Source organism: Rothia sp. HMSC065C03 (assembly GCF_001837295.1).
Lineage (GTDB): Bacteria > Actinomycetota > Actinomycetes > Actinomycetales > Micrococcaceae > Rothia.
This window is the reverse complement of the sequence record NZ_KV831978.1, coordinates 182,536-201,876: the sequence shown is the minus strand read 5'-3', so window position 1 is coordinate 201,876 and position 19,341 is coordinate 182,536. Positions and strand designations below refer to the sequence as shown.

Annotated in this window: 17 protein-coding genes; 4 read left to right on the top strand and 13 right to left on the bottom strand. The window is 60.3% G+C overall.

The window, feature by feature from the left end; genetic code table 11:
- The first annotated feature begins 202 nt into the window (after nt 1-202).
- Both disA and HMPREF2605_RS01020 read left to right on the top strand, forming a co-directional pair.
- Nucleotides 203-1,279, top strand: a complete 1,077-nt coding sequence (disA, locus tag HMPREF2605_RS01025; RefSeq protein WP_012902785.1) for a DNA integrity scanning diadenylate cyclase DisA — start codon at nt 203-205, stop codon at nt 1,277-1,279.
- Nucleotides 1,280-1,378: 99 nt separating this feature from the next.
- Nucleotides 1,379-1,618 (top strand): phosphoglycerol transferase, encoded by a 240-nt coding sequence (locus HMPREF2605_RS01020; RefSeq protein ID WP_070633657.1) that lies wholly within the window; start codon nt 1,379-1,381, stop codon nt 1,616-1,618.
- 124 nt (nt 1,619-1,742) lie between these two features.
- Here HMPREF2605_RS01020 and HMPREF2605_RS01015 read toward each other — a convergent pair whose 3' ends face one another.
- Entirely contained in the window at nt 1,743-2,534 is a 792-nt protein-coding gene (locus HMPREF2605_RS01015) for a hypothetical protein (protein WP_070846686.1), read from the bottom strand.
- 92 nt (nt 2,535-2,626) lie between these two features.
- Here HMPREF2605_RS01015 and HMPREF2605_RS01010 point away from each other — a divergent pair, with 92 nt between their 5' ends.
- Complete coding sequence (locus tag HMPREF2605_RS01010) at nt 2,627-3,667, top strand: HhH-GPD family protein (protein WP_012902782.1); 1,041 nt, start codon at nt 2,627-2,629, stop codon at nt 3,665-3,667.
- A gap of 156 nt (nt 3,668-3,823) precedes the next feature.
- Here HMPREF2605_RS01010 and HMPREF2605_RS01005 read toward each other — a convergent pair whose 3' ends face one another.
- From HMPREF2605_RS01005 to folP, 11 genes are all read right to left on the bottom strand, one after another.
- Nucleotides 3,824-6,394 (bottom strand): ATP-dependent Clp protease ATP-binding subunit, encoded by a 2,571-nt coding sequence (locus HMPREF2605_RS01005; protein WP_012902781.1) that lies wholly within the window; start codon nt 6,392-6,394, stop codon nt 3,824-3,826.
- A 1,020-nt stretch (nt 6,395-7,414) separates the two neighbouring features.
- Nucleotides 7,415-7,768 (bottom strand): histone-like nucleoid-structuring protein Lsr2, encoded by a 354-nt coding sequence (locus HMPREF2605_RS01000; RefSeq protein ID WP_070846685.1) that lies wholly within the window; start codon nt 7,766-7,768, stop codon nt 7,415-7,417.
- Nucleotides 7,769-8,452: 684 nt separating this feature from the next.
- A complete protein-coding gene (gene lysS / locus HMPREF2605_RS00995) occupies nt 8,453-10,036 on the bottom strand; it encodes a lysine--tRNA ligase (RefSeq protein ID WP_083324832.1) in 1,584 nt (527 codons plus the stop codon).
- A 52-nt stretch (nt 10,037-10,088) separates the two neighbouring features.
- Nucleotides 10,089-11,036 (bottom strand): pantoate--beta-alanine ligase, encoded by a 948-nt coding sequence (gene panC / locus HMPREF2605_RS00990; protein ID WP_070846683.1) that lies wholly within the window; start codon nt 11,034-11,036, stop codon nt 10,089-10,091.
- The gene (locus HMPREF2605_RS00985; RefSeq protein ID WP_070846682.1) at nt 11,033-11,995 is read right to left on the bottom strand and encodes a Rossmann-like and DUF2520 domain-containing protein; all 963 of its coding nucleotides are present in this window, start codon (nt 11,993-11,995) and stop codon (nt 11,033-11,035) included. The genes panC and HMPREF2605_RS00985 overlap by 4 nt, the downstream gene beginning before the upstream one ends.
- A 128-nt stretch (nt 11,996-12,123) precedes the next feature.
- Entirely contained in the window at nt 12,124-13,998 is a 1,875-nt protein-coding gene (locus tag HMPREF2605_RS00980; RefSeq protein WP_070630059.1) for a PH domain-containing protein, read from the bottom strand.
- Entirely contained in the window at nt 13,998-14,810 is an 813-nt protein-coding gene (locus tag HMPREF2605_RS00975) for a PH domain-containing protein (RefSeq protein ID WP_070846681.1), read from the bottom strand. The genes HMPREF2605_RS00980 and HMPREF2605_RS00975 overlap by 1 nt, the downstream gene beginning before the upstream one ends.
- Nucleotides 14,797-15,315 carry a DUF3180 domain-containing protein gene (locus tag HMPREF2605_RS00970; protein WP_005507616.1) on the bottom strand — a complete coding sequence of 173 codons (519 nt, stop codon included), beginning with the start codon at nt 15,313-15,315 and terminating at the stop codon, nt 14,797-14,799. Before HMPREF2605_RS00970 ends, HMPREF2605_RS00975 begins: the two co-directional genes overlap by 14 nt.
- Before the next feature lie 45 nt (nt 15,316-15,360).
- Entirely contained in the window at nt 15,361-15,981 is a 621-nt protein-coding gene (gene folK / locus HMPREF2605_RS00965) for a 2-amino-4-hydroxy-6-hydroxymethyldihydropteridine diphosphokinase (RefSeq protein ID WP_070846680.1), read from the bottom strand.
- Nucleotides 15,981-16,382 carry a dihydroneopterin aldolase gene (gene folB, locus HMPREF2605_RS00960; RefSeq protein WP_070846679.1) on the bottom strand — a complete coding sequence of 134 codons (402 nt, stop codon included), beginning with the start codon at nt 16,380-16,382 and terminating at the stop codon, nt 15,981-15,983. The genes folK and folB overlap by 1 nt, the downstream gene beginning before the upstream one ends.
- Nucleotides 16,383-16,424: 42 nt before the next feature.
- Nucleotides 16,425-17,384, bottom strand: coding sequence for a dihydropteroate synthase (gene folP / locus HMPREF2605_RS00955; protein ID WP_070846678.1), 960 nt, complete (start codon nt 17,382-17,384; stop codon nt 16,425-16,427).
- A gap of 217 nt (nt 17,385-17,601) precedes the next feature.
- On the opposite strand from folP, the gene HMPREF2605_RS00950 reads away from it, so the two are divergent.
- The gene (locus HMPREF2605_RS00950; RefSeq protein WP_070674399.1) at nt 17,602-17,808 is read left to right on the top strand and encodes a hypothetical protein; all 207 of its coding nucleotides are present in this window, start codon (nt 17,602-17,604) and stop codon (nt 17,806-17,808) included.
- Between the two features lie 161 nt (nt 17,809-17,969).
- Here HMPREF2605_RS00950 and HMPREF2605_RS00945 read toward each other — a convergent pair whose 3' ends face one another.
- Nucleotides 17,970-18,935, bottom strand: a complete 966-nt coding sequence (locus HMPREF2605_RS00945) for an Abi family protein (RefSeq protein ID WP_070846677.1) — start codon at nt 18,933-18,935, stop codon at nt 17,970-17,972.
- Nucleotides 18,936-19,341: the final 406 nt, after the last annotated feature.

The window sequence follows — 19,341 nt, the reverse complement described above, 5'->3', positions numbered from 1 at the left end:
ATTTTAGGGTCTGGGGCGATATGGTGCGCAGTGTTTGGTCACGGCGAAATGGGGTGCCACAGAACGCATTTTTACTCTTAAACGCAGATAGTTTAGCCCGGTGCACTCCCGTATAAATATCGAGAATATCCGTTCGTTTTTGAGGCACTTTAGCCCGCTGTTCCGCCCCTGACCTGGCTCAATAACCACCCTTACGGGTACAATGGTTTTCGTGCAGATGAATTATAGTGACCTATTGCTTAAAACTATCGCCCGAATCGCCCCCGGCACCGAGCTCCGCGAGGGCCTGGAACGCATCATGCGTGGCCGTACGGGCGCACTCATCGTACTCGGATCCGACCGCACCGTATCCTCCCTGTCGTCGGGCGGTTTCAATATCGACACTGAGTTCTCGGCAACCCGCCTGCGCGAGCTGGCGAAGATGGATGGCGCTATCATCTGCGACCGCGACGCCACCCGCCTGTTGCACGCCGGCGTGCAGCTCATGCCGGACGCCTCCATTGAAACGAACGAGTCCGGCACCCGCCATCGCACCGCCGAGCGCACCGCAATTCAGACCGGTTTCCCGGTGATTTCGGTGAGTGCATCGATGTCCGTGATTTCGGTGTACGTTGACGGCACCCGCTACATGGTTGAGGACAGCCAGTACCTGATGGCTCGCGCAAACCAGGCGATTCAGACCCTTGAAAGCTACAAGAAGCGTCTGCGTTCGGTGCTCTCCAACCTGTCTGCCCAGGAGATTGAATCGAACGTTTCCCTGAGCGACGTGGCGATGACCCTGCAGCGCATGGAGATGGTGAACCGCATTATCCGCGAGGTCAGCCACTACGTGCTGGAGCTCGGCGTGCACGGCCGCCTGATTGCCCTGCAGCTGGAGGAGCTGCGCGCCCCCGAGATGACCGCCAGCGACCTGATTCTGCGCGACTACCTGCCCGAGGTGAACGACGAGCTGATTACCGCCGGCGTTGAGGCTCTGCAGAACCTGGACGATATGGACATCGTGGATCTGCGCACGATTGCCCGCACTGTCGGCTTTGGTGAGAACCCCGACCTGGAGCTACCCCTGCAGCCTCGCGGTTTCCGCCTGCTTGCCGGCATTCCGAGCATCCCGAACGCTATTTCTGAGCGTCTGGTGGAGCGCTTTGGTAGCCTGCAGGCTCTCATGGCGGCGTCCCTTGAGGACCTGCGCGCCGTGGACGGTGTGGGTGAGGCTCGTGCCCGCACGGTGCGTGAGCAGCTCTCCCGCATGGCGGAGAGCAGCCTGGAGAAATATCTCTAAGTCAGCGGCGCGTAATCCCCCCCCCCGGAGAATATTTTTGCGCTATGATGCAGTGACAGCGGAGTTTTCTCCGCACCTTGACACCCCAAGGAGGTCACAATGTCGTACTCACGAGCTAAGTATCCGTCGGCCAAGCACCCCGTCCCGTTCTTCGTGTGGGCGTCCCCCATTCTGTTCCTAATTTACCTGCCGCTGCTGTGGTTCAAGGTCATCCCCAATTCCTTTGAGGTGACCGACCTGTCCACCCTGCTTTTGGCGGCACTACAGTGGACCGCATTCGGAAGCCTGCTCGGGTACCTGGGTGAGCGCCGCTTCGCCAAGCCGCGCGCCTCCAAATAGCGCCACGCAATAGACCTATACAAAAAGCCCCCGCACCGGAGAATATCCAGCACGGGGGCTTTTCGCGCCCATTCACGGGCAAAAACTATGAAAGTTCAGACGTTGTGAACATCAGGTTGGTGAACTACTGAATCACAAAGTTCACCTGAGCCGAGCTCACACCATTCACCGTAGCGGTCGCCCAGTAAGAACCCTTCTGAGCGGTCGAAGCGGAAGAGCAACCCAGGACGTTGATCTTACGGTCCCACGCCAGGTCGGTTGCCGCCTCGGCACCTGCGGCTACCTCAGCCTTCTGAACGGCGGTCGCCGCGCACAGGCTGCGGGTGTACACCTGAGCCGCACCGGAGGTGATGTTCAGGTCCACGCCGGTGTTCGCACCCTCGCCGCCCACAGCGCAGGGGGTCTTCGAGGAGTTCGTGTAGGTCACGTGGAAGGACACCTGCTCACCGGCAGCGAAGGTACGCTTCGCGGGGGTGACGGTCACCTTCAGGTCGTTCGCGGTGCACGCCGCAACAACAGCCGCAGTGGTCACCGAGGGTGCGGGGGTAGTCGGGGTCGCCGCGGGGGTGGTTGCCGCAGGGGTTGCTGCGGCGGTGGTCACGCTTGCAGTGGGTGCCGCAGAAGCGGTCACCGAGGGGGTTGCCGAAGCAGTTGCGGTAGCCGACGCAGACGCGGTCGCGCTAGCGGACGGGGTTGCCGAAGCAGTTTCGGAGGGGCGAGCACTGAAGCTCTGGAAGGGCGCACCGGAAGGCGTCGCGGTGGAGGCTACAGTGGCGTCCTTCTTGCCGTTAATCATGCCGACCATGGAGGTCACGCCGGCAACCAGCAGCAGAATGACAGCGAGCAGAGCAATGACCGCCACGATACGACGGCGGCGGTAGACTTCGGGAGGCAGAACGGGACCATTTTCAGACATACCTCAAGGATACCGGGTTTAACCCTGAGAATCACAGTGAACCCCGTTCATGCGGTTTTGGGAATATATGCCCCGTGGCGTAGGCTTTTCGGATGACCTCAGAGCCCAAACGCACCGCACGCACACGCCCCGAACCCACCCTGCCCGAAGGCACCAATATCGAGGCGCTTCACCACCGAATCAACGGGTGGTTCCTCGACCAGGCACGCGATTTGCCGTGGCGTCGTGACGAGTGCACCCCCTGGGGCGTGATGGTCAGCGAGTTCATGCTGCAGCAGACCCCCGTCAAGCGCGTTCTGCCCGTGTGGGAGGAGTGGATGCGCCGCTGGCCCACCCCCGCCGACCTTGCCGCCGAGCCCACCTCGGAGGCGGTGCGCGCCTGGGGTAGGTTGGGTTACCCGCGCCGCGCGCAACGTCTGCACGGTGCCGCCGTAGCGATTGTGGAGCAGCACGGCGGTGAGGTTCCCGCCGACTACGAGGCGCTGCTGGCTCTGCCGGGCGTGGGTTCCTACACGGCGGCTGCGATTAGCGTGTTCGCGTTCGGTCTGCGCGCCACCGTGATTGATACGAATATCCGCCGCGTGCACGCGCGTGCGGTCTCCGGCAAGGCGCTGCCCTCCCGTTCGTTGACGGCGGCTGAGACTCGCCTGGCGGAGGCGCTCATGCCCGCCGATACCCCCACCTCCTGCCTGTGGAATGCTGCAACCATGGAGCTTGGCGCGCTGGTCTGCACGGCGAAGTCCCCGAGCTGTCAGCTGTGCCCGGTGGAGGACCTGTGCGCCTGGGTTGCGGCAGGCAAGCCGGAGGCGGACTACACCCCCAAGGGCCAGAGCTGGCACGGCACGGACCGTCAGGTGCGCGGCGCGGTGATGGCGGTGCTGCGTGCGGCGCATGAGCCAGTGGAGCGCGACCTCATCCTGGGTGCATCTTCGGGCGCAGACTCAGCCAGCGGCACGACCTCACCCGACCTGGCGTTCCCGGCGAATGCACCTGCCGCGGTGCACCGCCCGCTCAAGGCGCTGTACGCCCTCTCCCCCGCCACCGAGCAGCTGCAGCGCTGCTACGCGGGGCTTCTGGCGGACTCTCTCGCCCGCGAAGTCGCCCAGGGCGGTACTGTGCTCGTCTCGCTCTAGTACCCGCCACAGAGAGGCTCCTAGAGGCCCCTAGAGCCTCCCAAACACGTAGAAACGCCTGTGGGGCGGTACCGGATACTTCCGGTACCGCCCCACAGGCGTTTAGTGCGCTAAAACCTAGCTACCTAGGGTTTATTCCAGGGCTTGCGCTAGAGCCTAGTCGTTGCCCTGACCCTCAGCGGCAGGTGCCTCAGCTGCGGGAGCCTCGGAAGACTCGCCCTCGTTCAGCTCCTGCACCGAATCCAGAGCCAGCTCCTTCATCGGCTGCGAAGAGAAGACGAACTTCGCGGAGTCGCCCTCACCTTCAACGTCCACGGTAATCTTCTCACCGGGCTTGATGTCGCCGAAGAGGATCTTCTCAGACAGGGCATCCTCGATGTTGCGCTGCATCTCGCGGCGCAGAGGACGGGCACCCATGGACGGGTCGTAACCCTTAGCCGCCATGAGAACCTTTGCAGCGTTGGTCAGCTCAATGGACATATCCTGCTCCGCCAGGCGCTTAGCCAGGCGACCCACGAACAGGTCCACAATCTGCAGAATCTCAGACTCGGAGAGCTGCGGGAAGACGATAATGTCGTCCACACGGTTCAAGAACTCGGGGCGGAAGTGCTCCTTGAGGTTCTCCATCACGCGTGCCTGCATGCGCTCGTAGTCGGCTGCGGTGTCATCCATCGCCTGGAAACCAACCGGGATGCGGCGGTTCACGTCACGCGAACCCAGGTTGGTGGTCATGATGATGACGGTGTTCTTGAAGTCCACCACGCGACCCTGCGAGTCGGTCAGGCGACCGTCTTCCAGGATCTGCAGCAGCGAGTTGAACAGGTCGGCGTGAGCCTTCTCAACCTCATCGAACAGGACCACGGAGAAGGGCTTGCGGCGGACCTTCTCGGTCAGCTGGCCGCCCTCATCGTAGCCAACGTAGCCGGGAGGCGCACCGAACAGACGCGAAACGGTGTGCTTCTCCTGGTACTCGGACATATCCAGGGTGATGAGCGAATCCTCATCGCCGAACAGGAACTCGGCAAGTGCCTTAGCGAGCTCGGTCTTACCCACACCGGTCGGGCCGGCGAAGATGAACGAACCACCGGGACGGCGCGGGTCCTTCAGACCTGCGCGGGTACGGCGGATAGCGCGGGACAGTGCCGCAATAGCGTGCTCCTGACCGATGACGCGCTTGTGGAGCTCCTGCTCCATGGTCAGCAGGCGGGTCGACTCTTCCTCGGTGATCTTGTAGACCGGGACACCGGTGGAAGCAGCCAGAACCTCAGCAATGACCTCGGGGGTCACGGTGCCGAATGCGTCGCCGCCTTCGCGCCATGCCTTCTCGGCTTCTTCCTTCTCAGCCAGGACCTTCTGCTCCTGATCACGCAGGCCTGCGGCCTTCTCGTAATCCTGGGAGTTGATGGCGTCTTCCTTCTGCTGGCGCAGCTTGGCGGCCTTCTCGTCGAGCAGCTTGATTTCCGGGGGTGCGGTCATGCGCTTGATGCGCAGGCGTGCGCCCGCCTCGTCAATCAGGTCGACTGCCTTATCCGGCAGGAAGCGGTCGGAGATGTAGCGTGCCGCGAGGTTCACGGCGGTCTCAATTGCCTCGTCGGTAATGGTGACGCGGTGGTGTGCCTCGTACTTATCGCGCACACCCTTGAGGATCTGCACGGCGAGCTCCTGGGAGGGCTCCTCAACCTGAATCGGCTGGAAGCGGCGCTCCAGGGCGGCATCCTTCTCAATGTGCTTGCGGTACTCGTCCAGGGTGGTGGCACCGATGGTCTGCAGTTCGCCTCGAGCCAGCATGGGCTTGAGGATGGAGGCAGCGTCAATCGCGCCCTCTGCGGCACCCGCACCGACGAGGGTGTGAATCTCGTCAATGAACAGGATGATGTCACCGCGGGAGCGGATTTCCTTCAGGACCTTCTTCAGGCGCTCTTCGAAGTCACCGCGGTAGCGCGAACCTGCGACCAGGGAGCCGAGGTCCAGGGTGTACAGGTGCTTGTCCTTGAGGGTCTCGGGGACGTCACCGTGCACGATAGCCTGTGCCAGGCCCTCCACGACGGCGGTCTTACCGACGCCGGGCTCACCAATCAGCACGGGGTTGTTCTTGGTACGGCGGGAGAGGACCTGCATAACGCGCTCCATCTCCTTGTGGCGACCGATGACCGGATCCAGCTCGCCCTCACGTGCAGCGGCGGTGAGGTTGCGGCCGAACTGATCCAGGATGGTCGAACCCGCGGGAGTGCCTTCGCGAGAGTTACCTGCACCCACGCCGGCGGTTTCCTTCTCACCGGAGTTGTTGCCGGGGTAGCCGGAAATCAGGTCCATAACAGCCTGGCGCACAGCGGCAGGCTCAGCGCCCAGCTTGACCAGCACCTGGTTTGCCACGCCCTCGTTCGCACGAACCATGCCCAGCAGGATGTGTTCGGTGCCAATGTAGCCGTGGTTCAGCTGAATAGCCTCGCGCATGGACAGTTCGAGAACCTTCTTCGCGCGGGGGGTGAAGGGGATGTGGCCGTTAGGCGCCTGGGGGCCGGGGCCGACGATGTCCTGAACCTGTTCACGTACTGCGTTCAGGGTAACGCCCAATGATTCCAGGGCGCGAGCACCGATGCCTTCGCCCTCGTGAATCAGACCGAGCAGCAGGTGTTCGGTACCGATGTAGTTGTGGTTGAGCATGCGTGCCTCTTCCTGGGCAAGCACCACAACGCGCCGAGCTCGATCGGTAAAGCGTTCAAACATTTACGCACTCCTTGCATTTTCCTATTGATACAAGAGTACGTTGAGCTGCGGGTTTATGCCCCGCGTGTGGGCGCCTGTTCGCCATCAAGAGAACAGATGAGCTGTTCGGGGCGTTTTGAGCGTGTTTTCGGGCGCTTAGGAGGGGGTTCCGCGGGTGGTTTTGAGGGGTCTAGCTCACGCAGGTGAACCTACCCTGAAGGTAGATGAGCACTGCCCGGTCGATAGTGGTTGCTTTTGCAGGGGTTGCCTCTGCAGAGTGTGCGCATAATACCGCCGGATGTACTGCGGGGAGGGGCTACGAGTGGGCTCTGAGGGGAGGTAGCGCCGAAACGAGGATGCCCGGGAAAGCAGAACACACAAGAAGCCACGCAGACCCACACGGGAACCCCCAGTTTTCTGCACGCGCGTGAATATATTGCAGAAATTTTTAAAAATTTATATGTTTACGTGAGAAATTTCAATAATTCGCAAAAATATATACGGCTCGATTATTGGCAGAATATTTCCACATAATTCCCAGGCAATCTACAGCAGAATTTCCTCCGACAATCATCTCGGCACCAGGGAAGTATCAGGGTAAATCTCCACGACAGCGCACGGGTGGCATGCTTATTATTTTCGGCTCTATTCAGGGTAGACCCCACACCCCACACAGGGGGAATATCCCGACGAATAACAACAGCATCAAAGAGATTAATGCGCCAACACCTTTAGTGTTCCTGCCGATGCATGAAATCTAAATGAACGCAGAACCCGAATGTGTACTATGCCCCTGCGTTCAACCAATACCCTTCTCGGTATTGCACCGATTGCCCCATCAACCAGCCCCATATATTTTACACGTAAATAGTTAATTGGAATTAGCCATAAAACATCTCCCATTCAGATATACAGAACATACAACACGCATAAGAAGGCAAAACAAAAGGCGGACGGTGATAACACCGTCCGCCCTAAGCACCCGGAGGTTTAGAACCTTAAAGAACCAACCCCTCCGGCTACACGCAATGCGTAGAACCCTTAGTCCTGAGCCTTCATTGCTTCGTAGTATGCGTCCTGAATATCCTGGTGGATGCGGCCGCGGTCAGAGACCTTGTGGCCGTTAGCCTTAGCCCACTCGCGGATTGCTGCGGTCTCAGGGTTACGCTTAACCGGAGCAGCGGTGCCGCGGGGTGCACGGGTGCGCTGGGTAGCGGTACCCTGCACGCGGCGGGACTTTGCCACGAAGGGGCGGATAGCGTCACGCAGGCGAGCTGCGTTAGCGGAGGACAGGTCGATCTCGTAGTGAGCGCTGTCCAGGCCGAAACGGATGGTTTCGTCTGCGGGGCCGCCGTCGAGATCGTCTTCAAGGATGATGCGAACCTTCTGTGCCATTGAGGCACCTCCTCATCTGTTGCATATATCCTGTGGATAAACCCAAAAGCCTCTATCGGAGATTGAGAAAATAGTGTGCCGGATATATTTATGTACTAATTTTCTTTCACATAATAACAGAAATATATTAAAGATTCCGAAAACTTCCTGAATATTGAAACAATGCGCTGATCGCCCTGAGCGATATATCCATTCCGTTCACCTCCGTTAAATCCTCACCCACCCCGCACACATTAATGCGCAGTTTAGAGTGCAAATACTTTGGATTCCTCCGGCACACACTATGGGGACAATATCGAACAATGCACAACACGGCACCACCAACAATCCCCAGGAATTACATCACCCGCACGGGCACCCACAATACGCTATTCACTCCAGGCATTCCCAGGCTATTCAAAAGCGAAATTCTGGTCCTATCCCAACAGCTCATTCTTTTCTATGCGACACATTCGTGTATAAGAGCAGAAACCCCCGCCAGAACGAATAGAGCAGCATAAATCAGCACCAGAATAGAGTAAAAAAGCACCGAAAAACGCCCCTGACCTGTGCAAATACCAATCCAAGCCCACAGCACACGCTATACACCGTGCAAAAGAGTGCACGCAAAAACGGCGGGTGCCGCAGATACAACCGTATCCGCGGCACCCGCCGCATTATCGCCTCTCAAGGTGAAGCTAAAGCTTAGGCTTCCGGCTTCATCAAGGGGAAGAGAATAGTCTCACGAATACCGGGCTGACGCACCACAGTACCCGGACGCTCCGGATCCTGGTCGCCCGCCAGCAGCATAATCAGACGGTCAATGCCCAGACCCAGGCCACCCATCGGGGGCGCACCGTGCTCCAGGGCGCGCAGGAAGTCCTCATCCAGCTCCATCGCCTCATCGTCACCGGCAGCAGCCAGCAGCGACTGAGCGGTCAGGCGCTCACGCTGAATGACCGGGTCAATCAGCTCGGAGAACGCGGTACCGCGCTCCATACCGCCAATAATCAGGTCCCACGCCTCAATCAGAGGTTCACCGGAACGGTGCGGACGAGCCAGCGGCTGAGCGCTCGGCGGGTAATCGTACACGAAGGTCGGGTTCACCAGGGTCGGCTCAACAATCTCACCGAAGAGCTCGGTCACCAGCTTCTCAGCGTCCCACTTCGGGTCGATGTCCACCTCGTGCTTCTCAGCGATCTCACGCAGCACAGAAGCGTCAGTCTCAGGGGTGATCTCAACGCCCACAGCCTCAGACAGGCCCGGGTACACCCCGACCCACTTCCACTCACCGAACAGGTCGATGGTGCCGTTCTCGGTCTCAATACGCTCGGTACCAACAGCCTTCGCGCAGGACTGGATAATCTCCTTCATGCGCTCAGCCATCACGAACTGGTCTGCGTAGGTCTCGTAGCACTCCAGGGTGGTGAACTCGGGGCTGTGGGTCGAGTCCACACCCTCGTTACGGAACACGCGGCCAATCTCGTACACACGCTCAATACCGCCCACCACAGCGCGCTTCAGCGGCAGCTCGGTCGCAATACGCATGGTCATCGGCTGGTCGAAAGCGTTCAGGTGGGTGCGGAACGGGCGAGCAGTCGCGCCACCGTGCACCAGCTGCAGAACGGGGGTCTCAACCTCAATGTAGCCGTGATCCTCCAGCACGCGGCGGACGGTGCGGGTAATCAGGGCGCGCTTCTTCACCAGCTCGCGAGCCTCCTCGCGAACCATCAGGTCCAGGTAACGCTGGCGAACGCGGGTTTCCTCGTTCAGGTCCTTGTGCAGAACCGGCATGGGGCGAAGAGCCTTAGACGCCATCTTCCAGTCGGTCACCATAATGGACAGCTCACCGCGGCGAGAAACAATCACGCGGCCGGTCACGAACACGTGGTCGCCCAGGTCAACCAGGGACTTCCACTCAGCCAGGGACTCCTCGCCAACCTCAGCCAGCGAAAGCATCGCCTGGATGCGCTTGCCCTCGGTGCCACCCTGCAGGGTCGCGAAGCACAGCTTACCGGTGTTACGAACGAACACCACGCGGCCGCCCACGTGCACCACACGGTCGGTCTCGTCGCCAGCCTTCAGTTCGCCGGATTCCAGCTTCGGGTCGTACTCGGCGCGCAAATCCTCAATGTGGTTGGGCTCCACGCGGTTACCCTCAGAATCCAGCAGACCCACCGGGTATGCCTCACGACCGGACTCGATCAGCTTCGCGCGCTTCTCCAGGCGAATCTGCATCTGCTCGGACATATCAGCAATCGCCGGTGCGGCAGTGTGCTCAGTGCTCACAGTGATACCTATCTGTGTAGTGTGTTGGGGACTCTTCTAAACGAACGAACGCTTAGCGCAGGTCCATGTTGTCAATCAGGCGGGTCGGGCCAACGAACGCGGCAACCAGTGCCAGCACTCGCTCCGACTCCTCAGTCGGCTCACCGAAAGTCATCGGGTCGACCAGTTCCAGGTAGTCAAGGCGTACACCCGGAGTGGAGTTGATACGCTCACGCGCACCGTCCAAATCAATCTCGTGGAAGCCACGGTTCAGCGAATTCTCACGCAGCATCGCCAGGGTGCGGGACAGCACCAGGGCAGACTCGCGCTCCTCATCCGACAGGTAGCTATTACGCGAAGACAGCGCCAGGCCGTTATCGTCGCGAACAATCGCCACTGGGCGCATGGTCACGTCGTGGTTGAAATCGTGCACCATACGCTGAATCAGGATGTACTGCTGAGCGTCCTTCTGACCGAAGTACGCGTTCACCGGATGGTTACCCGCAGCGGGGCGAATAATGTTGAAGAACTTATTGACCACGGTCAGCACACCGTCAAAGTGGCCGGGGCGGGTCGCACCCTCAAACTTGGTGCCCAGCTCGCCGCTCGAAATGCGAATCAGCGGGTCACCGTCGGGGTACATCTCTTCAACCTCGGGGGCAAAAATAATGTCAACACCGGCGGCACCAGCCAGGGCAGCGTCTGCCTCCAGGGTGCGCGGGTATGCTTCGTAATCCTCGCCGGGGCCAAACTGCAGCGGGTTCACAAAAATGGAGGCGACCACTACATCATTCTGTTCAGCGGCGCGACGCAACAGGGTTGCGTGGCCGTCGTGCAGGGCGCCCATGGTGGGCACGTAGCCCAGGGATGCGTTCTTGTACTGAACTGCGGTGCCGTTCTGCTCCGCCTCCTGGCGGGCTGCCCGGTCCAGTTCCTCCTGCGCTGCGGCAAGAGATTCGGTGATTGCCGTGCGGAACTCCGCAATGGTGGTCACGACTCGGGGCATCGAAGTCTCAGTCATGACGAGAACTCCTTGTTTTCGGGGGCTGAATCATCAATATCGCCGGGGTGGTTGCGGTCCGAAGACTCACCCAGCAGATTCTCAATTCGTCCCAGTTGTTCATCGTTTAACAAACCTCTATTATGCGCTCTTTTTGCGGTTGCGTGTGCCAGAGCGGCATAAGAGTCTGTAATATCACCTGTTTTCTCATGCTCTGAGTACTCATTCAGAGCCTGAAGGTGAGCCTTCACGGTGCCGGCGTCTCCGCGTGCCACGGGCCCGGTGAGAGCACCCTCACCGCTGGCGAGCGCATTGTCCACGGCGGCTCGCACGAGCGGCCCCATGTAGCGTGCCGGGTCCTCAATACCGATGGAGGCGAGCATCTGCTGGGACTGACCCAGGATGGTCACGAGGTGGTTCGCGGCGTGCGCTAGAGCGGCGTGGTAGAGCGCTCGGTCGGCCTCGGCAACGTGCACGGGTTCACCGCCCATCTCCACCACGAGTGCCTGAGCAATCGGGATGAACGGTGCAGGCCCGGTCACGGCGAAGCAGGTGCCGTTCAGGCGCTGCAGGTCCACGGACATGCCGGTAAACGTCATGGCGGGGTGAATCGCCAAACCGATAGCGCCCAGCGCGGTCGCCGGTGCCAGAACCTCAGTGCCGTGACGGCCGGAGGTGTGCACCAGAATCTGACCGGCGGTAATACTTCCCGAGGACGCCAGGTAGGTGACGAGGCCCGGCAGCTCATCATCGGGAACCGCAAGAATCAGCAATTCGCTACGCTCAGCAATCTGCTCCACCGGCAGCAGCGGCACATCGGGAAGCAGCATCGCGGCGCGCTCCTGAGAAGCCTCAGACACCGCGTGAACGCCCACAATAGTGTGCTCACAGGCGCGCAAAGCCGCGCCGAGGACGGCTCCGACCCTCCCGGCGGAAATAATTCCAATGCCCAAACGCGCAGGTTTTGAATGCTGTATCACGGCTTTAAGTATATTCTCCCTTTCGCACAGGCCCTGCCGTCGGTGTCACGAAGAACACTGACGGCAGGGCGCGATCTGTAGTTTTGCTACCCGCTAACCTGGCGGGGAAGCTCAGCTGACGGGCTGGCTTAGGGACGCCCACTCATCACCGGTACGCGGTAGTAGGGCTCAATACCCTCCAACCGAACCGTCATCAACCACACCAGATCCTCGCATACACGCGGCGGCAAGTGCATCATGAGCGTGCGCACCGGGCCGGGCACCGTACCGAAATGCACGCTCGCGCATCCGAAGGCACGCTGCAGCGGGCCCTGACCTCGGCTCACGCTCAGCACACGGCTGACCGGAACAATCGACAGCGTACGGATAAAGTAGCCGCCACGAATCAGCAACAGGTCACCGCGCGTATGCTCACCAACGCTCGAACGCGCCGCATCAGAATCAATGCGAGTGGTCGCCTGCACCGAACCGGCAGTGTAACCGACCGTGGTCACGCCGTTACGCTTCCAGGTGAGCAGGTCCATCCAGCGCGCCGAAGAGGGCGTCACAATCATTGCCGGAACCTGCGGCTTCTGACTCTTCAGCGAACCATCGGCGGTATCCAGCAGCACCTGCGCCTGCGCCTCATCCAGCGCGGGTAGGAGCAGACGCAGCGCCATCAGCGTCTCCTGCTTATTGCCGACCGGCAGGGCAACATTGCGGGTCACCAGCTTCTGGTTGTCGTTCTGCTCAATACCAATACCGGCAATGGTCATCTTGATGCGGTACCAGCCGAACGCACGCCACAGAATGGACTGCTCCACGGCGAGCGCCTGAATACGCTCAACCATCACGTTCTGCGTGTGCGTGCCGGTGAAACCGTAGCGCAGGGTCACGCCGCCCTGACCGCTGGGGGTGATTTTGAAGTTCGCGGCACCGTCAAAACGCGCCCACAACGTACCCAAGTAACCGAGCAGCGGTACGAAGGTGCCGGGTAGCAACGCCATGAAAATCAGGAACGGACTCTCGCCATCCATGATCGCGGCAATGACCGCGGCACCAACCATGAGGGCCACGGCGGGCACCAGCCACACCAGGTGCTCCAGCATGATGGAGGCAATCAGACGCACATTCGAGATGCGGAAAATCGGCGGCTGCGAGGGGTCAGCCGCGACCGGCATCGGCATACGAGCGCCGCGGCGGGATGCGCCGGGCTGCTGAGTACCGGGGCGCTGGGGTGCAGACTGCTCGGGTGCGAGCTGCTGGGCGCCCTGCTGAGGCGCTACCAGCTGAGTGCCGTCCTGTACGGTACCGTCCTGCAGAGGCGCACCATAGGACGCCTCGTAAGATGCCTCAAACGGCTGGTGCAGCTGATCCGCATCCGGCATGCGCTCAGCCGAAATCTGCATGCTCTCGGGCAGCACGTCGACCGGGCGGCCAGCCGCCTCCGAACGCAGCAGGTTAATACTCGCCATCGCGGTGCGGCGCAGAACCTCCGCCTTGCGGGCAGAAACGTACTTGATGTGCAGCGCCTCCGAAGAGCCGTCAGCCACCTCAAAACGAAGCTCCGACAGACCCAGCAGGCGCGCCACCAGAGGACGCGAAATGTCCACGCTCTGCACGCTCTCCAGACGGATCGTGCGGTTCTTCTTGAACAGAAAACCGCTGCGGCGGTGAATCGCTAAATCATCCAGGCTGTAGCGGGTAAACCACCAGTCAATCGAGCCACCGACCAGAATCAGTACGAGCACGGCGAAGCCGATGAGCTGCGAGTACGTCGCGCTGAGGTAACTACTGTTCTCGTCGAATGCCTGCGTCAGGCGCGCACCCCACTCATTCGGCGGGGTGGTCAGAATATTCAGGATAATGCTCTGAAAGAAGCCGAACGCCAGCAGAATAATGAACCAGAGGTTCATGATGAACGTGCGGATATCGGCGCGCCACCACTTCTGCTCCTGCGGCGCCTGAGGGGCAGGAGGCTGCGGTGCCTGCGGCGCGGGGTTGGGCGGAACCGGGGTACTCATTAGAGTGCCGCCATTCGCTCATCGGCGCGGCGCACCAGATCTGCACGCAGCTCCTCCGCCACGTTCAGCGGAATACCGAACAGCACCATCGTGCCGGTGGTCGTGCCCGCGGTGCGCACCGTCAGGCGGGCAACACCGCACATGCGCTCCAGAGGGCCCGAATCCACATCAACATACTGGATGCGGCCGTACGGCATGGAGCTCATCGAACGGAACACGATACCGCGGCGAGCCATCAGGTGATTCGACTCCAGCGCGTAGCCGAGCGCGCGAGTACGGCGCGGAGTGGTCAGAATCCACCACAGACCCCACAGACCAAACACCGCGACCACCACCAGGCCGACGATGCGTAGCGCCTCCGGGCCGCCGAAGAACGTGCCCGCACAATACATGGCAACACCCGCAAGGATCGGGAGCGCCAAGGCAGAAATAGTGTGAACAAAACGAACCGTCAGGTAGCCGGAGGCGGCGGGCACCCACTGCGGCTCCGGCACGGGCTGAGAGGCTACCGGCTGGGAGCTTACCGGCTGAGAAGGTGCCGGCTGCGCGGGAACCTGCTGAGGCGCGTTCGGGTACGCGGCAGCGGGCGGAACCTGCTGTCCATACTGCGTCTGCTGGTTATTCTGGGTCTGCTGTCCATACGGGGCACCAGGCTGACCGTAAGCCGCCTGCTGGTACTGCCCGTACTGGTTCTGCTGAACAGGCTGGCTCTGCACAGGCTGGCCCTGACCATACTGACCATACTGACCCTGCTGGGCGCCCTGCCCATACTGGCCATTCGGCGAATAACTATTCTGGTTAGGAGCCGACATAGGTTCCTCCCTCTCGCGGCTTGACAGCACCGGAAGAGGAGGCCGCATCCTCATCATCCTCCGGCGGAATACGACAACAATGCTGAGCCCACAGGCCAGCAATCAGCAGGGCAACACTGCCCACACAATTAACAAGAACCTCCCAAAAGACCACCGAAAAACCGCGCACAGACACCATCGCCACATGGTAGCCAAGAATCGCAGCACACCAGCCCGTCAACAGGGCACCGGTCATGATGGAACCCTGCGCATACGCCACCGCACGCGCCGCAAGAATCGGGCCCATATGCGGCACCTTCTCACGCGTCTGAATACGACGATAACGAGCCACCTGCACACCCAGCCACACGGCACCCGCCGCAACCAGCAGGCACACCGCGCCGAGCATCCACGAAAAATTCAGCTCACCAAAACCGGCGCCAATCATCACGGAATTCACCATAAGAGCGGCAGCGGCACCGCACACAGCCGCCACAATAATCGCCCGATAACTCAGGGGCTTCATGGTGTTTCCTTTCGGTAGGTTCCTCTACCTTCCAGAGTGCCACATTTAAGGCTGATCAGGTACCTGCATCTCACGCATATAGCTAATAGCGTCTTCATCCGCCCCAAGCAGCGTGCGGGACAGCTCCGCAACGTTCACGACCTCGCGGCTCAGCGGCGCAGGAACCTCATCCGGCCGCTCCCCCGAAGGCTCCGCACGCCGGGTCACCGTCAGGCGCGCCTGCGGGTCCATCTGCGCCCACGGCACCAGCACAAAAGCACGCTCCTGCGCCCGCGGATGCGGCAAAGTCAGCACCGGATCCTCAGAGATCACGCCGTCATAGTCAATCACGTCAATATCGAGGGTGCGCGGACCCCAACGCACCAGGCGCTCACGGTGATGCGCCGCCTCCACCGCATTACACAGCTTCAGCAGCTCGTAGGCGCCCAGGTCAGTTGCCACCTCAATGACCGCGTTCACGAAATCCGGCTGACCCGCCGGGCCACCCACCGGGGCGGTACGGTACAACCCGGAGGCGCGCACCAGCTGCACGCCGCCCGCCACCAGGTCGGCGACGGCACGCTCCAGGGTGTCTTCGCTTTCGCCCAGGTTCGAGCCCAACGCCAACACCGCGCGGTGCTTCTGCGTGCTGAGTTTCTGCGTATCGGTTTTCTGGGTGCCCGGCACTAGCGGCCGCCCTCAGTAGCACGCTCGCGGAACGCGCTCACCGCCACGTTACCGAACGGCAACTCAATCGGCGCCTGCGGCTTCGACACGGTAATCTCCACCGCCTGAACGTACTCAAACATCGCGAGGATACCCTCGGCAATATTCACGGCAAGGGTCTCAATCAGATCCAGCGAACCGTTCGTAATGTGGCGGTGAATCAGGTCCACCACCAGCGCATAGTTCGTGGTCTTCGTCAGGTCATCCGTGGCGGCTGCGGCGGAGAAATCGCTGTACAGGGTCGCATCCACGACGAAGGGCTGGCCGTCGCGCTTCTCAAAATCGAGCACGCCGTGGTAGCCCTTGGCGGTAATGCCGGTGAGGGTGATGCGGTCGTGGCGTGCGTAATCTGCCTGGGTCATTGGGGTCTCCTAGAGGGTATTCGGGTAGTCGGCGAGCGAGGTTTAGCTGACAGAACGCAACGCAGAGGCGACCGTCACCGCATCCACGCTGGCGGGCACGTCATGCACGCGCACCGCCCACACGCCGCGCGCCGCCACCAGGGCGGTCACCGCCGCAGAGGCTGCCGCACGGTGCTGAGCCGGGCGCGGTTCCGACAGCGGCTGCCACAGTTCGCGTTCAGCCTCACCCGCATCGGTTGCGGTGAAGCCGCTCGCGTTCAGGCGCTCGGCCAGCGCCATATCCGCCGCGGTCAGAGCGTTGGCGATAAAACGCTTGCGGGAACCGGCAATGAGCAGGCGGTGGCCCAGGCCCTGTAGCTCGTCAATGGCGGCGAGCAGCTCCCAATCCTGCATGCCGCCCTTCGCGAAGCCCAGACCCGGGTCAAGAATCAGGTTCTGGGGCAGCACACCGGCGGCAAGGAAACGCTCACGCAGGCCGGTCAGCTCCTCCACAACCTCGGTGACCACGCCGCGCGGGTACTCCGCCAGGCTGTTCATGGTCTGGGAGGTGCCGCGGGCGTGCATGAGGATGTACGGCACCTGCAGTTCAGCGGCGGTTTCAATCATTTCATTGCTCACGTTCAGACCGGACACATCGTTGATGATGTGCGCACCGGCGGCAATGGCGGCGCGAGCGGTCTGCGGGTTCATGGTGTCAACGCTGATGGTGGTGCCCATCTGCGCGACTGCCTCGATGACGGGCAGGATGCGGCGCTGCTCCTCCTCCACGCTGATGCGCACGGCACCGGGGCGGGTGGATTCGCCGCCAATGTCGATAATGGAGGCGCCCTCGGCAATCATGCGGGCGGCGCGGGCGATGGCGTCGGTGGCGGCGTAGTGCTGGCCGCCGTCGCTGAAGGAGTCGGGGGTGACGTTGAGGATGCCCATCACGAGGGTGCGTTCGGCGGCGAGCACGTCGCAGGGCAGGGGGGCTACACGGGTGGTGTGTGTGGATTCAGTCATGGGTTTATCGTACCGAATCTGCGGTGCGGTGGAGTTTGGCGCAGTGATTGGGGTGGGGGTTGGGACAGCGATGGGGCGATTCTGGGGACACGGCATGCAATACTTGCATTACAGATACTTATTTAAAGGTATGCTGGGAGGGCACGCATACCGTGCCGAGCGCGTTCCCGGTCGGCGGCGCGCACCCACACATACATACTCTAGGAAGTGACTCATTGTGAATATGAAGACTGGAGCTTGGATCCTCTCCCTGGTAGCTCTTGCCGCGCTGGTGACTATTGTGCTCGCTGAAGGTGCTCCTGCCGTGCGCTGGATTGCTTTCGGCACCGCGACCGGTTGCGGTTTCATTGCCGTGGGCTTGATCGTGACTCTTGCCCTGGGTTGGGATAATCCGAGCGAGGCGAAGGGTAGCTTGAAGCGTTAGCGGCGGGGCTCTTCTAGCTTCTGCGGTGCGGCATGATCGGCGCCGCCACGGCCGCGGAAGGTACCGGCTCAGAACACATTCTCAGAGCACTTTGGCGATGCGAAAAGGGGCGGAGGCTTTCACCTCCGCCCCTTTCAGCGTGTCCATAAGCTGTGAAGATTTTAGCTCCACAAACGGGTTTCTTCCCAACCTTGCGGTATGCCCATAGCCCGCGATACATCAACCCCAGGAACGGAAATATTAGGCCGTTCCTTCAGGATCTGAGTCAGAGATTCCGTATCCCCGATTCCGCCCTGGTCCATCAGATATTTGAGGAGGGTGAGCATGCCGAAGGTCTTACACATCTTATGGTTCTCTTCAGCCTGCGGCACACCAAATAGGTCAACAACCTCACGGATTTCAGGGCTCTCAACTCTTCCACCTCTCAACACACGCGGCAGGCGAGGCTCTGGGTGCAGCTTATTGTAGAACCTACTTTGATGCGCACAAATATTGCGCATTACCCGCAGCGAGTTAATCCAAGTTTCCAACTGAGGGTCAGTACACCCTAAGGCTTTCGCGATATCTCGTCGAATATTTGGCGGGGAGACCAAATACAGATTCTGTAGAGCCCCCAAATCTAGAACTTCCACCACAACCCATACAGGCAGCTTCCCGCCGTATTGTTCACGGTGATGCTTCACGAATTCTTCCTCAGAAGTACGAATAAGTTGTTCGCTTTTTCTTGTGAATCTGTTCCAAGCAGTGCGCCTTTTACTACCTTGGAGGTCACATCGGGTTTCATCCTCGTATATGAGTGGATCCACTTCCCCGAGTAAATTCCCTAGGCGGGACCGCATATACACCTCAAACTGCGAGAAATACGAAAACGCAATGGACCGAAGATTACGGTCATATTCATACAGGGCCACGATATCTTCAAAGACAGTTCCGGGTATGAAAGTATCCGAGCGTTGCCCGCTTCCCGCCGGTCGCCGGAACGAATAGTAGTAACCACTCAGACGGTAGTAACTAACACGCTCAAGGACGTGAACGGTATGTTCCTGAGAACCTACGAGCATACCTCGCTGGCGCAAGATTCCAACCTGCTGTTCATATGTTTTAAATGGTTTTATGATTGAAGACATACACTATCCATCACTTGATATCGTTTCATCATCATAACTCTTTAATAATATCAATATAAGGATATTAAGGGTATAACTACACGGATGTAAGTCATCTCTGTCTTGTTAAGGTCATCGTTTAAAAACGATGACCGGCTCCAGACCCCTGATGGGCGGAACCGGCCGCGGTTATTTTCGCTCCTGATGAGGAGCGGAACAGTTATGCATTCATCAACAACGGTACGTGAAGAGCGCTGTACATAGCGTTAACAAAAAGAAGACCGGTCCTGTACTCCCGAAGGAGTGGTGCCGGTACTAGTGGTACTACTCTACAGCTGATGACGCCCTCTACGCAAGGGCTCTCGTCATACGACCCAACAAAAGCGGCTACACGGCACAGGGGTATAGCGCAAGGGGGCAGGATTCC

Coding starts and splice junctions, on each gene's coding strand:
- HMPREF2605_RS01020 (WP_070633657.1), top strand. CDS start 1,379: ATGTCGTACTCACGAGCTAAGTATCCGTCGGCCAAGCACCCCGTCCCG.
- HMPREF2605_RS00970 (WP_005507616.1), bottom strand. CDS start 15,315: ATGAAGCCCCTGAGTTATCGGGCGATTATTGTGGCGGCTGTGTGCGGT.
- folP (WP_070846678.1), bottom strand. CDS start 17,384: ATGACTGAATCCACACACACCACCCGTGTAGCCCCCCTGCCCTGCGAC.
- HMPREF2605_RS01010 (WP_012902782.1), top strand. CDS start 2,627: ATGACCTCAGAGCCCAAACGCACCGCACGCACACGCCCCGAACCCACC.
- HMPREF2605_RS00980 (WP_070630059.1), bottom strand. CDS start 13,998: ATGAGTACCCCGGTTCCGCCCAACCCCGCGCCGCAGGCACCGCAGCCT.
- HMPREF2605_RS00945 (WP_070846677.1), bottom strand. CDS start 18,935: ATGTCTTCAATCATAAAACCATTTAAAACATATGAACAGCAGGTTGGA.
- HMPREF2605_RS01005 (WP_012902781.1), bottom strand. CDS start 6,394: ATGTTTGAACGCTTTACCGATCGAGCTCGGCGCGTTGTGGTGCTTGCC.
- disA (WP_012902785.1), top strand. CDS start 203: ATGGTTTTCGTGCAGATGAATTATAGTGACCTATTGCTTAAAACTATC.
- panC (WP_070846683.1), bottom strand. CDS start 11,036: ATGACTGAGACTTCGATGCCCCGAGTCGTGACCACCATTGCGGAGTTC.
- HMPREF2605_RS01000 (WP_070846685.1), bottom strand. CDS start 7,768: ATGGCACAGAAGGTTCGCATCATCCTTGAAGACGATCTCGACGGCGGC.
- HMPREF2605_RS00975 (WP_070846681.1), bottom strand. CDS start 14,810: ATGTCGGCTCCTAACCAGAATAGTTATTCGCCGAATGGCCAGTATGGG.
- HMPREF2605_RS01015 (WP_070846686.1), bottom strand. CDS start 2,534: ATGTCTGAAAATGGTCCCGTTCTGCCTCCCGAAGTCTACCGCCGCCGT.
- folB (WP_070846679.1), bottom strand. CDS start 16,382: ATGACCCAGGCAGATTACGCACGCCACGACCGCATCACCCTCACCGGC.